Below are 12,279 nucleotides of genomic sequence, written 5' to 3'. Positions count from 1 at the left end.
TCGCTTCAGCGGTGGTGGATCCCTGACGATGACCGGCGGGTGGTCTCCGCCCCTCGCCTCCGCAGCTCGCGGTGTGAGAGACTCGGGAGCGACGGATAGCGCTTTCCGACGCGGAGGACACCTTCGATGACCGGCACCGCACCCCAGCGCCCCGGCTTCCCGGGCGGCACCGCCGTCAGCCACCTCACCGTCTACGACTGGCCGACGCCCGACGGGCTGGCCGGCGGCTCGCCGCACCTGCACACCGCGTCCGGCGAGGGCTACGTCGTCGTCGCGGGAGCGGGCCGACTACAGACGCTGAGCAGTGCCGGGTTCGCCGAGCACCCGCTGGAGCCCGGCGTCGTCCTCTGGTTCACGCCCGGCACCGTGCACCGGCTGGTCAACGAGGGCGGCCTCGAGATCGTCGTCGTCATGCAGAACGCCGGCCTGCCGGAGGCGGGTGACGCGGTCTTCACGTTCCCGGACGACGTGCTGGCCGATCCGCGGGTCTATGCCGAGGCCGCCGCCCTGCCCGGGCTCGACGTGCTCGACGACGCGATGGCCGAAGCGGCACGCCGCCGGCGCGATCTCGCGATCGAGGGGTTCTCACAGCTGCGGGCTCGTCTCGACGCGGAGGGCCCGGCGGCTTTGACGCGGTTGTACGAGCGGGCGACCGCGCTGGTGACCGACAAGGTGCCCGCCTGGCGCGCGACGTGGGACCACGGCGTGCGCACACCGGTCGAGGCGACCGGCCGGGCGCTGAGCGACCTCGAGGACGGCCGGGTGCCGCACCTGGCGGACGCGTCCGTCCATGCCGGCGAGCGCCAGGAGGAGCTGTTCCGGTTCGGCATGTGCGGGCGGCTGCGCACCTGGGACGTCGCCACTCACTGACCCCCCTCACCCCTGTCCCCATGATCATCGGCACTTAGCCGTCATATGGGCCGGTAAGTGCCGATGATCATGGGGACCAGAGGCAGTCATGAGGACGGAGCAGAGTCGTCGCCGGCCTCCGGAAGACTCGGGTAGGCGGTCGGATAGAGCCCCGCCACGAACCGGAACGTCTCCTCGCCCGAACGCGGCATGGCACTGAACTCCCTGGTCAGCGCGAACAGCCGGTCCCAGAACTCCGCCGCGTCCGCGCGCGAGATCCGCGCGTGCCGCACGATGGCCCTCAGGTCGTCGGCCTCGTGCGCCGACACCGACTCGGCGGCAGCGTCGACGAGGATGTTCGGGATGGCCGAGAGCTGTTCGGGCTGGATCTGGCCGACGTAGAAGATCCGCGCGGTCCGGCCGTAGAAGCGCTCGTCGATCGCCCGCACTCGGCGTGTACGGACCACTTTGAGCAGGTCGGCCTCGACGAGCACGTTCACGTGATAGGCGACGCTGCTCTTCGGCCGGTTCACCGCATCGGCCAGCTCGGCGACCGTCGCGGCGCGCTCCAGGACCAGGTCCAGCAGCTGGTCGCGCAGCGGGTGGAAGACCGCCTTGAGCTCCGGCGTCGAGGTGATGATGCGCAGGTCCTCGAGCTCGTAATCAGGTAGTTCCTGATCGCTGGACACCCTACGTCCGTCCTGTTAGCGTGATCGATCGAGATTTCTCGATCATAAATCCAATACCCGGAGCGCGCCATGGACATCATCCTCGTTCCCGGACTCTGGCTCGACGCCTCGTCCTGGGACGCCGTCACCCCGACTCTCGAGCGGTCCGGTCACCGGGTGCAGGCGCTGACCCTGCCCGGCATGGAGAGCAAGGACGCCGACAGGTCCGGCATCACGCTGCAGGACCACGTGAAAGCCGTCGTCGCCGCGATCGATGCGACCGACCCCGCCGACGGACCGGTCCTTCTCGTCGGGCACTCGGTCGGGTGCGGCATCTGCCATGGCGCGGTGGACGCCCGGCCGGAGCGGGTCGCCCGGGTGGTGCACATCGGCGGCTTCCCGGCCCCGGCCGGCACGCCGATGCTCCCCGGGCTGCCCGCGGAGAACGGCGAGGTCAGCATGCCCGACTGGACCGAGCTCGGCGAGGAAGCGAACATCGTCGACTTCGACGCGGACTCGCTCGCCCAGTTCTACGCCGACGCCATTCCCGCGCCCGAGGGCGTGCTCACCGGCGCACTGGAGCTGTCCGATCAGCGCCGTTACGACGTCCCGGTGACCGCCGTGTGCCCCGAGTACACCGCCACGGACCTGCGCAGGTGGCTCGCCGACCACGAAGAGCCGGTCAGTGAGCTCGCCAAGGTCCGCGACGTCGAGTACGTCGACCTGTCCAGCGGCCACTGGCCGCAGCTCACCCAGCCGACCGAACTCGCGCAGGTCATCCTCGACGCCGCAATCCGGACGCGACCAGCCCACGCGTGACGCCACACCAGCTCTCCCGGGCGGACGCGCGCCGCATAGCGGTCCGCGCCCAGATGCTCGACGAACCGCGCCAGACCGACCTGCTCGACGTGGTGCGCCGCGTCACGATGCTCCAGCTGGACCCGACCGCGTCCGTGGCCCCGAGCGCGGACCTGGTGGCGTGGAGCCGGCTGGGCAGCGCGTACGATCCGCAGCAGCTCCGGCAGGCCGTCCACGACCGGACACTCATCGAGCTGGGGGCGATCCTCCGGCCCGCGGAGGACATCGCGCTGTACCGCGCCGCCATGGCCGACTGGCCCGGCACCGGAGAGCTGAAGGACTGGCAGGTGTCTCTCCGCGACTGGGTGGCGGCGAACGACGCCACCCGCCGTGAGATCCTCGAGCTCCTGCGGTCTTCTGGCCCGCTGCCGTCCCGCGACATGCCGGACACGTGCGCCAGACCATGGCAGTCGACGGGCTGGACCAACAACAAGAACATCACCAAGCTGCTCGATCTCATGGCCCAGCGCGGCGACGTGGCCGTCGCCGGACGTTCCGGCCGGGAACGGCTGTGGGACCTGGCGGCGCGGGTCTACCCGGATGATCCGGTCGTCCCCGCCGAGCAGGCCAGGCACATCCGCAACGAGCGACGTCTCGCAGGGCTGGGCATCGCCCGCGCCAAAGCACCGATAAGCCCCGTCGAGCCCGCGGACGTCGGCGACGCCGGCGAACCCGCGGTCGTCGACGGAGTCCGCGGGACATGGCGCGTCGACCCGGCGCACCTGGGCCCGTCGTTCCGCGGGCGAACAGCGCTGCTGTCGCCGTTCGACCGGCTGATCCACGAGCGCAGGCGGACTCTCGAGCTGTTCGAGTTCGATTACCAGTTGGAGATGTACAAGCCCGCCGCAAAGCGTCGCTGGGGTTACTACGCGCTGCCGATCCTGTACGGCGACCGGCTGGTCGGCAAGCTCGACGCAGCGGCCGACCGCACGGCCGGCGTCCTGCGGGTGGGCGCGATCCACGAGGACGTGCCGTTCGACACGGCGACGACATCGGCGGTGCGCGCCGAGATCGAGGACCTGGCGCACTGGCTCGGCCTGGACCTCGTGCTGCCCCGGTGACGCGGTCGGCGCGCAGCGCTGCGCCTCACGGCAGCCGCCGCCGTCCGGCGAATCCGAGATCGACACGGTGGTACCAGGCCAGCTCCGGATCGCCCTCGAGCCAGCACAACAGCACGTCGTCACCGTCCAGCTCCGCCGGGAAGTCCAGCAGCAGCGGCGCGATGCCCTTGATCTCGACCTCCGCCGCCGCGATCGTCGAGATCAGTTCGTCCAGCCTGGCCTGCGAGGCCTTCAGCTCCGGGACGCCGCCGAGCCGGCACGACGCGCCCTGCTGCACCGCCGCGCCCAGCTCCGCGGTGTCGGCCCGGACCTCGATCAGCTCGTCGATCACCGGCCCCAGGTCGGCCAGAACTGCGCGTGCCCGCTCGACGCTGTACATCTCGGTCATGGCCGCATCCTCCCATCGGGCAGTGACCGAGCGGCCGCGTGCGCCGGGTGCCAGCGGCGGACTCAGCGCCCGAGCTGGACGCGCAGAGTCTCGGCCGGGCCGACGAACCGGTGGTCGGCGACGCAGTGGACGTCGACGTGCTCCACGGCTCCGGAGGTGCTGCGGAGCTGACCACGGGTGGTCACGGTGGCGGGCAGCCCGCACTCGGGGCAGTCGAACAGCATGGTGGTTCTCCTCGCGGCGGCATGCGTACCGCGCGTCTCCTTCGCCGCGAGTCCGAGCCGACGTGTGCGTTGTCCATATCTGCGGTGACATGTCACCACATCGTCATCGTGCCCGGCGTCGAGCGCTGATCACCAGAGTTCGCCCACGTGACGCCGGTCACGCACCCGGGCCGGCCAACCGGATCGGCCGAACCCCTTGCGGTCACCGCCGACGGGGACTTTGCTGGTGAGCAGTAAGCGCGCACCGGGATCACATGGCGCCGTCCACGGCGCACGATCGCGATCACGAGGAGGTGAAGGCGCGCTACGGCGCCGTCCGATGCGCTCCACCGGGCCGGACGCACCCCGTCCGGCCCCTGGCGTACGCGGGAGTGCCCATGACCAGAGTCAGCATGACGGTCGACGGCGTCAGTTACGACGACGACGTCGAACCGCGCACCCTACTCGTCCATCACCTGCGCGAGCGCCTCGGCAAGGTCGGCACGGTGGTGGGCTGCGACACCAGCAACTGCGGCGCGTGCACGGTGATGCTCGCCGGCAAGAGCGTCAAGAGCTGCTCCGTCCTGGCCGTGCAGGCCGACGGCGCCGACGTGACCACCGTCGAGGGCCTGGCCGGGCGAGACGGTGAGCTGCACCCCGTCCAGCAGGCCTTCCACGAGAGCCATGCGCTGCAGTGCGGCTACTGCACGCCGGGCATGATCATGGCCGCGGTCGACCTGCTCTCCGAGAACCCCGATCCCAGCGACGGCGAAGTACGCGAAGGTCTCGAGGGCAACCTCTGCCGGTGCACCGGTTACCAGAACATCGTGCGCGCGGTCCGGGACGCGGCGGCGAGCATGCGCGGCACCGTGCCGACCGCGCAGGAGCCCGCCGCCGAAGCGTCCGCCGCGTCCACGGCGTCCACGGCGTCCACGGCGTCGAGTCCCGGCGAACCCGCGTCCCAGGGGGTGACGACGTGACCGTCACGGAGGAACCGCACACCGGGGAGGTCGGCCGGGACCGGCACCGCAAGGAGGACGCGCGGCTGATCACCGGCCGCACGATGTGGACCGAGAACCTGAGCCTGCCGGGCATGATGCACCTGGCCATCCTGCGCAGCCCGATGGCGCACGCCCGCATCACGAACGTCGACGTGTCGCCCGCGCTGCGGATGAGCGGCGTCGCCGAGGCGTTCACCGGCCGCGACGTCGCCGACCTGCAGGGCGCCATGCCCTGTGTCTGGCCGCCCAGCGACGACACCGTCCTGCCGGCCTACCCGCCGCTCGCGGTGGACGAGGTCCGGCACACCGGCGAGCCGGTCGCGGTCGTCGCCGCGCGGGACCGCGCGAGCGCCCTCGATGCGCTCGAGGCCATCGAGGTCGACTACGAGCCGCTGCCGGTCGTTCTCGACATGGAGGCGGCGCTGGCCGACGGCGCCGATCTGGTGCACGCGGACCAGGGCACGAACAGATGCTTCACCTGGACCCTCGATTCCGCGGCGGCCGGCACCGGTGACGACGCCCGACGCGCCGAGGCCGACGCCGAGGTCCTCGTCAAGCGCCGCTACATCCAGCAGCGGCTGATCCCCGCGTTCATGGAGCCGCGCAGCGTCGTCGTCGACCCCACCGGCGAGCAGATCACCGTGTGGTCGGCCACCCAGGTGCCGCACATCCTGCGTCTGCTGCTGGCGATGTCCACCGGGATGCCCGAGCACAAGATCCGCGTCATCGCGCCGGACGTCGGCGGCGGGTTCGGCGGCAAGCTGCAGGTCACGCCCGAGGAGTTCATCGCCTTCGCCGCGGCCCGCAAGTTCGGCCGGCCGGTCAAGTTCGTGGAGTCGCGCTCGGAGACGATGCTCTCCGGTCACCACGGCCGCGACCAGATCCAGGACATCACCGTGTCGGCGCGTAACGACGGCACCGTCACCGGGCTGTCGGTGGACCTGAAGGTGAACATGGGCGCCTACCTCGGCATCATCACGCCGGGCATCCCGTTGCTGGGCGCGTTCATGTTCAACGGCATCTACCGCTTCCCCGCCTACCGGTTCGACTGCACCGGCGTGTTCACGAACACGACGAAGACCGACGCCTACCGCGGCGCCGGGCGTCCGGAGGCCACGTTCGCCATCGAGCGGATGATGGACGATCTCGCCGCCGAGCTGGACATGGACCCGCTGGAGGTGCGCCGCAAGAACTGGATCGAGCACGACCAGTTCCCCTACGCCACCGCGGCGGGGCTGACGTACGACTCCGGCGACTACGCCGCCGCCACCGACCGGGCCATGGACCTTTTCGGCTATCACGACCTCCGCCGCGAGCAGCGTGAACGGCGCGAGGCCGGCGACCGCGTCCAGCTCGGCATCGGCGTGTCGACCTACACCGAGATGTGCGGGCTCGCGCCGTCGCGGATCCTCGGCCAGCTGCGCTACGCCGCCGGCGGCTGGGAGAACGCCTCGGTGCGGATGTTGCCCACCGGAAAGGTCGAGGTCGTCACCGGCACGTCGCCGCACGGCCAGGGCCACGAGACCGCGTGGAGCCAGATCGCCGCCGACCAGCTGGGGGTGCCGTTCGACGACGTCGAGGTGCTGCACGGCGACACCCGCACCTCGCACAAGGGCCTGGACACCTACGGCTCCCGTTCGCTGGCCGTCGGCGGTATCGCGCTGGTCAACGCCTGCCGGAAGGTCGTCGACAAGGCCCGGCCGGTCGCGGCGCACCTGCTCGAGTGCGACCCGTCCGACCTCGAGTTCGTCGACGGCGCGTACCGGGTGAAGGGCTCGCCCGGCTCGGCCAAGACCCTCGCGGACTGCGCGCTGGCCGTGTTCTCGTCGCACGACCTGCCGGAAGGGGTGGAATCCAGCCTCGACGCCGACGCCACCTACGACCCGGAGAACTTCTCGTACCCGCACGGCACGCACCTGTGCGCCACCGAGGTCGACACCGAGACCGGTCGGGTGAGCATCCGCTCGTACGTCGCCGTCGACGACGTCGGCAGGGTGATCAACCCGATGATCGTCGAGGGCCAGGTGCACGGCGGCGTCGCCCAGGGCATCGCCCAGGCGCTGTTCGAGGAGGCCGTCTACGACGACGACGGCAATCTGCTGACAGGGACCTTCGTCGACTACACGATCCCCAGCTCGGCGGATCTGCCGGCCATCGTGACCGACCGCACCGAGACCCCGGCGCTGGAGCACCCGCTCGGCGCGAAAGGCGTCGGCGAGGCCGGCACCATCGCGTCCACTCCTGCGGTCGTGAACGCCGTCGTCGACGCGCTGCGCCACCTCGGCGTCTCCGACGTGCGGATGCCGTGCACGCCGGAACGGGTCTGGCGGGCGATCCAGGACGCCCGTGACGGCGCCGCACACGTTGCTCACGAAGGGGGTGAGCGGCCATGATCCCGGCCGCGTTCGACTACACCCGTCCCTCCGGCGTGGACGAGGCCGTCGGTGCCCTGCGCGACGGCGGCGAGGACGCGAAGGTGCTCGCGGGAGGTCAGAGCCTGATCCCGATGCTGCGGATGCGCCTGGCGTCGCCCACGACCGTCGTCGATCTCGGCGACGTGACCGAGATGCGTGGTGTCCGCGACGACGGCGACGCACTGGTGATCGGCGCCATGACCACGCACGACGAGATCCTGCACGACCCGCTGGTGCACGAGCACGCACCGCTGATCGCGCAGGCCACGGAGACGGTGGCCGACCGGCAGGTGCGTCACCTCGGCACCTTCGGCGGGTCCCTGGCGCACGCCGACCCGGCCGGCGACCTGCCGAGTGTCGCGTCGGCGCTGGACGCGACGTTCGAGGTCGCCGGGCCGTCGGGGCGGCGGTCGGTGCCCGCGTCTGAGTTCTTCGTCGACTACCTGACGACGGTGTTGGAGCCCGATGACCTGCTGGTCTCGGTACGCGTGCCGAAGCTCACCGGCTGGGGCACGCACTACGAGAAGTTCAATCGGGTCGCACAGGCGTGGGCGCTGGTCGGCGTGGCCGCGGCGGTGCGCCGTTCCAACGGCTCGGTGGCCGAGGCCAGGGTCGCGCTGACGAACATGGGCCCGACACCGGTCCGCGCGTATGGCGTCGAGGATGCTCTGACCGGGACCGCGGCGACGGAGGACTCGCTCGCGGCGGCAGCGCAGCGCGCCGCCGACGGAGCCGAGCCGTCCAGTGATCCGTCGGCGTCCGCGGAGTACCGCATGCACCTGGCGACGGTCCTCACCCGCCGAGCCCTCCAGGCCGCCGGCGGCGCCTGATTCCCACCGACCCGGAGGAATGATCACGTTCACCATGGAATTCCCTGCGTCACCACCCTTGCAGGCCTGGTGACGCGTGCACGGGCCTGGTGAACGTGATCGTTCTCCGCCGCATCCACGACGGAGGAGATGATCATGCAGCTGGACCACCAGTTCACCGTGCCGGCGCCGGTCGAGGACGCCTGGAAGGTGTTGCTCGACGTCCCGCGGATCGCGCCGTGCATGCCCGGTGCGACGCTCGACGAGTTCGACGGCGAGACGTTCAAGGGCTCGGTGAAGGTGAGGCTCGGCCCGATCTCGCTCCTCTACAAGGGCCAGGGCCGCTTCGTCGAGACGGACGACGCGGCGCACCGGCTGGTCATAGAGGCCTCCGGAAAGGAGAGTCGGGGTTCCGGCACGGCGGCCGCGACGGTGACGTCGACGCTGGTGGCCGACGGGGACTCCACCCGCGTCGACGTGAACACCGACCTCAAGATCACCGGGCGGCCTGCCCAGTTCGGACGCGGCATGCTGAACGACGTCGGCAGCAAGCTACTCGGCCAGTTCGCGGACTGCCTCGCGCGCACCCTCGGCGAGGGGTCCACTGCCGAACCAGCCGGCGCGGACACCGCTTCCGCGGCGGGAACGACGGCAACGGCGGACGCGTCCCCGCCGGCAGCGGGAACGACGGGCGCGGCCCCGGCAGCCGGAACGACGGCAGCGGCCGGCTCGACGACGGCACCGCCCGGTTCGGCGGCCTCGACCGACACGTCCCCGCAGGAGCACTCGTCCGCGCCGGCCGGCAGCACCCAGGAGGTCGAGCCGATCGACCTGCTGCAGATCACCGGCGCACAGGCCGCGCTGCGACGCTACGGTCCGGCGGTCGCGGCCACGGCCGGCGTCGCCGTGCTGGCCTGGCTCGCCGTCCGGCGCCGCCGCTCCTGACGCACCTGCGCCTCGCGACGGTGTGAATCTGCTGTCGCTCCGCGGAGAACGGTGTGGACCCGCTGCTGTCATGACGACATCAGCGCCACACCGTTCCCGCCGAGACCCGACCATGCTGCGCCTGAACTCCCGCACGCCCACACGACACGCTCGACGTCCAGTCGTCCTCGGGAGACGGGCACCGCGCCCCGAGCGGTTGTGTCCGGCCCGCGGCCGGCGCGACGGCGCCGCCACCCCGGATCCGTCGACTCCGGCACGGTGCGTCGACACGGCGGACGGCAGGTGGACCCGTAAGATCGCCGACGAGGCCGAGCCGCCCGGAGGAGTTGCCCATGTCCGACGATGTGATCTTCGTTGTCGCTGTCGTCGCCGCGGTGAGCTCCGGGGTGATCGCCGGGCTGCTGTTCGCCTTCTCCAGTTTCGTGATGCGTGGCCTGCGCGCGTTGCCTCCGTCGCAGGGCCTCGTGGCCATGCAGTCGATCAACGCGGCCGTCAACAACCCGATCTTCATGCTCGCCTTCCTCGGCACGACCGCGGCCAATCTGGTGGCGGTCGTGGTCGCGTTCGCGAGCTGGGGTGAGGCGGAGGCCATCTACCTGCTGGTGGCCGGGCTCGTCTATCTCGCCGGAGTGCTGGGGGTGACGGCCGGCTATCACGTTCCGCGGAACACCGCGCTGGCCGAGGTCGACCCGGACGGCGACGACGCGGAGGCGCGTTGGACCCGCTTCGCCGCCGAGTGGACAACGTGGAATCACGTGCGCACCTTCGCCGGCATCGCCGCGGCGGTCGTGTTCAGCGTGTCCCTGTCCGCCGGCTGACGACATCACCGCTCCCCGACACCCCCGCTTCCCGGCATCACCGCTCCTCCGGCCCGACACCGAACCGGTGCGCCGGTCGTGTAGCTCCGCCGCGAGGCGGCTCCTACGCTGCTCCCGACGGCGGAGGAGCCGCCTCGCGGCGGAGCTCGTCGTCGGGGATCACCGGCCAGACCTCGACCGCGTAGCCGCGAGCCGGGGGAAGCTGCGCGGCGATCCGTACCGCGCGTTCCCGGCTCGCGCACTCGACGAGGAGGTAGCCCGCCAGCTGTTCCTTGGTCTCGGCGAACGGGCCGTCGGTGACGTCGGGCACCCCGCCGCGCACCCGCACCGTCGCCACCTGCTCCGGCTGCTGCAGCGCCTCGCTGCTGATCAGCTCGCCGGAGGCGATGAGGGCGTCGCGGAGCGCGAACATCTCGCCGAGCTCACGGCGTTGCGCATCCGTCCCGGTCCACGGCGCGTCGGGATTGTCGTAGATCATCAGCATGAACTTCACGTCGCTCGCTCCCTCTCAGCCCGGACGTACCTCCTGGCCGGACGTTACCGGCCAGTCGAAGAGCAACCGGGACGACATCGCGTGCGGCGCTCGCCGACCGGCCGCTCAGATGCCGACCGGAATCCGCGCGAGCGGTTCCACGAGCTCGCGCTCCTCGTACGACAGGTGGGACAGCATCGTGTCGGTCAGCAGGTCGACCGCGCGACGCACCTCGGTGACACCATCCGCGTCGCCGCCGACCATCGACACCAGCGCGGCGTCCACACGCTCGAGCACACCGGCGATGGCCTCGTGCTCCTCGGCGAGCCGGTCCACCACCGGCGCCAGCCGTGGATCGGCCTCCCGCAGCGCCGGGAGCATCCGCATGTCCTCGACGGTGTGGTGCATGGTGACGACACGGCAGTAGCTCTCGCAGTACGTGCCCAGCGTCCACTGGTTCTGCCGCATGGTCATGGCGTTGATCGCCGAGCGTGCGGCCCCCGGGTCGAGCGAACCGGCGGCGACCTGCTCGATCATCGAACGTAGCTGGTCGAGCTCCTGCCGCAGGTGGTTGTGGATGTCGACGAGCCGTTGACCGCCGGCCCGGCCCTCGTCGGTGTAGGCGGTCCCGGCTTCGGGCGCGGGCGCATGCGGCCGGCTCGACTCGTCCCAGACGTCGACGTCGCTGAACCGCTCGGCCGGCGGCGGCGTGACCTCGACGCCCGGCGACGCACCGGAGTCCTCGTCGGGTCCGGCGACATCGTCGGCGACGGCTCCGTGAGTGCTGGCGTTGAGGGTGGGCGTGGCGCCGGCCGACCCGGCCGGGCGCGCCGCGCGTTCCGCGGCCACCAGCTCGCGCACAGCGGGCACGACTTCCTCGGCGAAGCGCCGCAGATGGTCGTCACCGCCGATGTCCACTATAAGGACAAATCCGCTGAACCCTTCGGTGAGCGCCAGCTCGGCCAGCTGTTCGGCCCAGACGGCCGGCGGGCCCTGCAGGAAGTCGCGTCCCGTCCCCTCGAACGAGCCGCCGACGTTGTACAGCCTGCGGATCTGCGCCGGCGAGCGTCCGGCCGCCTCGGCCGCGTCGTCGATGGTCCGGCTCATGCCAGCCAGCTGCTCCGGAGGTGCGTACGGCGCGCTGGGGAGCCAGCCGTCGGCGGCCCGTCCGGTCAGTTCGAGCATCCGCCGCTTGTACGAGCCGACCCAGAGGCCGACCGGATGCGCCGGCGCCGGGCCGGGTTTGGCTCCGTCGAGCTGGTAGTGCGTGCCGTGGTAACGGACCGCGGGACCCGGAGTCCACAGTGCTCGGAGGACGTCCATCGCCTCGCCGAGCGCCTCGACCGACTGCCCCGGCGTGCGACGCGGACCACCCATGGCGGCGACGGCGTCGCCGAACGCCCCGGCACCCAGGCCCAGCTCGACGCGGCCGCCGCTGAGCAGATCGAGCGCCGCGGCGCTGCGTGCCAGCACGGCCGGCGGACGCAGCGGCAGGTTGACGACGTTCGGCACGACCGAGACGTTCCGGGTCCGCGCCGCGATGACCGACAGCAAGGTCCAGGTGTCCAGGAACGACGGCTGGTACGGGTGATCCTGCGCGCTCACCACGTCCAGGTCCAGCTCGTCGGTGAGCTCGGCGAGCTTCACGACGGCGTCGGCGTTCTGGGCCGACGGCGGCACGAAGGTGCCGAAGATCAGGTCATGGCCGTAGTCGGGCATCGAACGTCCTCTCATCACATGGCTCAACAGATCGTCTGAGCGACAGAACATCTGTCGCTTCTACTTTATGCCGA

The 12,279-nt window shown here is 71.2% G+C and carries 13 protein-coding genes; 8 read left to right on the top strand and 5 right to left on the bottom strand.

Going from position 1 to position 12,279, the window contains the following annotated elements:
* Window positions 1-126: 126 nt before the first annotated feature.
* Complete coding sequence (locus CLV30_RS04030; protein ID WP_106535883.1) at window positions 127-870, top strand: cupin domain-containing protein; 744 nt, start codon at window positions 127-129, stop codon at window positions 868-870.
* A gap of 86 nt (window positions 871-956) precedes the next feature.
* Here the strand turns inward: CLV30_RS04030 and CLV30_RS04025 are convergent, their stop codons facing one another.
* Window positions 957-1,538 (bottom strand): ArsR/SmtB family transcription factor, encoded by a 582-nt coding sequence (locus CLV30_RS04025; RefSeq protein WP_106535882.1) that lies wholly within the window; start codon window positions 1,536-1,538, stop codon window positions 957-959.
* Window positions 1,539-1,607: 69 nt separating this feature from the next.
* On the opposite strand from CLV30_RS04025, the gene CLV30_RS04020 reads away from it, so the two are divergent.
* Entirely contained in the window at window positions 1,608-2,336 is a 729-nt protein-coding gene (locus CLV30_RS04020; RefSeq protein WP_106535881.1) for an alpha/beta fold hydrolase, read from the top strand.
* The gene (locus tag CLV30_RS04015) at window positions 2,333-3,436 is read left to right on the top strand and encodes a DNA glycosylase AlkZ-like family protein (protein WP_205740440.1); all 1,104 of its coding nucleotides are present in this window, start codon (window positions 2,333-2,335) and stop codon (window positions 3,434-3,436) included. The genes CLV30_RS04020 and CLV30_RS04015 overlap by 4 nt, the downstream gene beginning before the upstream one ends.
* 25 nt (window positions 3,437-3,461) lie before the next feature.
* Here CLV30_RS04015 and CLV30_RS04010 read toward each other — a convergent pair whose 3' ends face one another.
* Both CLV30_RS04010 and CLV30_RS26235 read right to left on the bottom strand, forming a co-directional pair.
* Window positions 3,462-3,824: a DUF2203 domain-containing protein gene (locus tag CLV30_RS04010; RefSeq protein WP_205740441.1), complete on the bottom strand. Its 363-nt coding sequence runs from the start codon at window positions 3,822-3,824 to the stop codon at window positions 3,462-3,464.
* 62 nt (window positions 3,825-3,886) lie between these two features.
* On the bottom strand, window positions 3,887-4,048 hold the full coding sequence (locus CLV30_RS26235; RefSeq protein ID WP_165358433.1) for a hypothetical protein: 162 nt from the start codon (window positions 4,046-4,048) through the stop codon (window positions 3,887-3,889).
* 377 nt (window positions 4,049-4,425) lie between these two features.
* On the opposite strand from CLV30_RS26235, the gene CLV30_RS04005 reads away from it, so the two are divergent.
* The 5 genes from CLV30_RS04005 (at window position 4,426) to CLV30_RS03985 (ending at window position 10,014) form a co-directional block, all read left to right on the top strand.
* Window positions 4,426-5,007 carry a (2Fe-2S)-binding protein gene (locus CLV30_RS04005; RefSeq protein WP_106536067.1) on the top strand — a complete coding sequence of 194 codons (582 nt, stop codon included), beginning with the start codon at window positions 4,426-4,428 and terminating at the stop codon, window positions 5,005-5,007.
* Window positions 5,004-7,421 carry a xanthine dehydrogenase family protein molybdopterin-binding subunit gene (locus CLV30_RS04000; RefSeq protein ID WP_106535879.1) on the top strand — a complete coding sequence of 806 codons (2,418 nt, stop codon included), beginning with the start codon at window positions 5,004-5,006 and terminating at the stop codon, window positions 7,419-7,421. The genes CLV30_RS04005 and CLV30_RS04000 overlap by 4 nt, the downstream gene beginning before the upstream one ends.
* Window positions 7,418-8,272 (top strand): FAD binding domain-containing protein, encoded by an 855-nt coding sequence (locus CLV30_RS03995; RefSeq protein WP_106535878.1) that lies wholly within the window; start codon window positions 7,418-7,420, stop codon window positions 8,270-8,272. Before CLV30_RS04000 ends, CLV30_RS03995 begins: the two co-directional genes overlap by 4 nt.
* Window positions 8,273-8,407: 135 nt before the next feature.
* Entirely contained in the window at window positions 8,408-9,196 is a 789-nt protein-coding gene (locus CLV30_RS03990; RefSeq protein ID WP_106536066.1) for an SRPBCC family protein, read from the top strand.
* A 332-nt stretch (window positions 9,197-9,528) separates the two neighbouring features.
* A complete protein-coding gene (locus CLV30_RS03985; RefSeq protein WP_106535877.1) occupies window positions 9,529-10,014 on the top strand; it encodes an anthrone oxygenase family protein in 486 nt (161 codons plus the stop codon).
* Between the two features lie 103 nt (window positions 10,015-10,117).
* Here CLV30_RS03985 and CLV30_RS03980 read toward each other — a convergent pair whose 3' ends face one another.
* Both CLV30_RS03980 and CLV30_RS03975 read right to left on the bottom strand, forming a co-directional pair.
* Window positions 10,118-10,498, bottom strand: a complete 381-nt coding sequence (locus CLV30_RS03980; protein WP_240723166.1) for a YciI family protein — start codon at window positions 10,496-10,498, stop codon at window positions 10,118-10,120.
* 114 nt (window positions 10,499-10,612) lie between these two features.
* Complete coding sequence (locus CLV30_RS03975) at window positions 10,613-12,205, bottom strand: LLM class flavin-dependent oxidoreductase (RefSeq protein ID WP_106535875.1); 1,593 nt, start codon at window positions 12,203-12,205, stop codon at window positions 10,613-10,615.
* Window positions 12,206-12,279: the final 74 nt, after the last annotated feature.

It is taken from the genome of Haloactinopolyspora alba (genome assembly GCF_003014555.1).
Classification (GTDB): Bacteria; Actinomycetota; Actinomycetes; order Jiangellales; family Jiangellaceae; genus Haloactinopolyspora; species Haloactinopolyspora alba.
Note: the sequence above shows the minus strand (reverse complement) of the source record. Positions and strands in the feature narration are given on the sequence as shown.

What these genes read in the sequence shown, in the direction of transcription:
- CLV30_RS04030 (WP_106535883.1), top strand. Translation starts at nt 127, where the DNA reads ATGACCGGCACCGCACCCCAGCGCCCCGGCTTCCCGGGCGGCACCGCC.
- CLV30_RS04020 (WP_106535881.1), top strand. Translation starts at nt 1,608, where the DNA reads ATGGACATCATCCTCGTTCCCGGACTCTGGCTCGACGCCTCGTCCTGG.
- CLV30_RS04010 (WP_205740441.1), bottom strand. Translation starts at nt 3,824, where the DNA reads ATGACCGAGATGTACAGCGTCGAGCGGGCACGCGCAGTTCTGGCCGAC.
- CLV30_RS26235 (WP_165358433.1), bottom strand. Translation starts at nt 4,048, where the DNA reads ATGCTGTTCGACTGCCCCGAGTGCGGGCTGCCCGCCACCGTGACCACC.
- CLV30_RS04005 (WP_106536067.1), top strand. Translation starts at nt 4,426, where the DNA reads ATGACCAGAGTCAGCATGACGGTCGACGGCGTCAGTTACGACGACGAC.
- CLV30_RS03995 (WP_106535878.1), top strand. Translation starts at nt 7,418, where the DNA reads ATGATCCCGGCCGCGTTCGACTACACCCGTCCCTCCGGCGTGGACGAG.
- CLV30_RS03990 (WP_106536066.1), top strand. Translation starts at nt 8,408, where the DNA reads ATGCAGCTGGACCACCAGTTCACCGTGCCGGCGCCGGTCGAGGACGCC.
- CLV30_RS03985 (WP_106535877.1), top strand. Translation starts at nt 9,529, where the DNA reads ATGTCCGACGATGTGATCTTCGTTGTCGCTGTCGTCGCCGCGGTGAGC.
- CLV30_RS03980 (WP_240723166.1), bottom strand. Translation starts at nt 10,498, where the DNA reads ATGCTGATGATCTACGACAATCCCGACGCGCCGTGGACCGGGACGGAT.
- CLV30_RS03975 (WP_106535875.1), bottom strand. Translation starts at nt 12,205, where the DNA reads ATGCCCGACTACGGCCATGACCTGATCTTCGGCACCTTCGTGCCGCCG.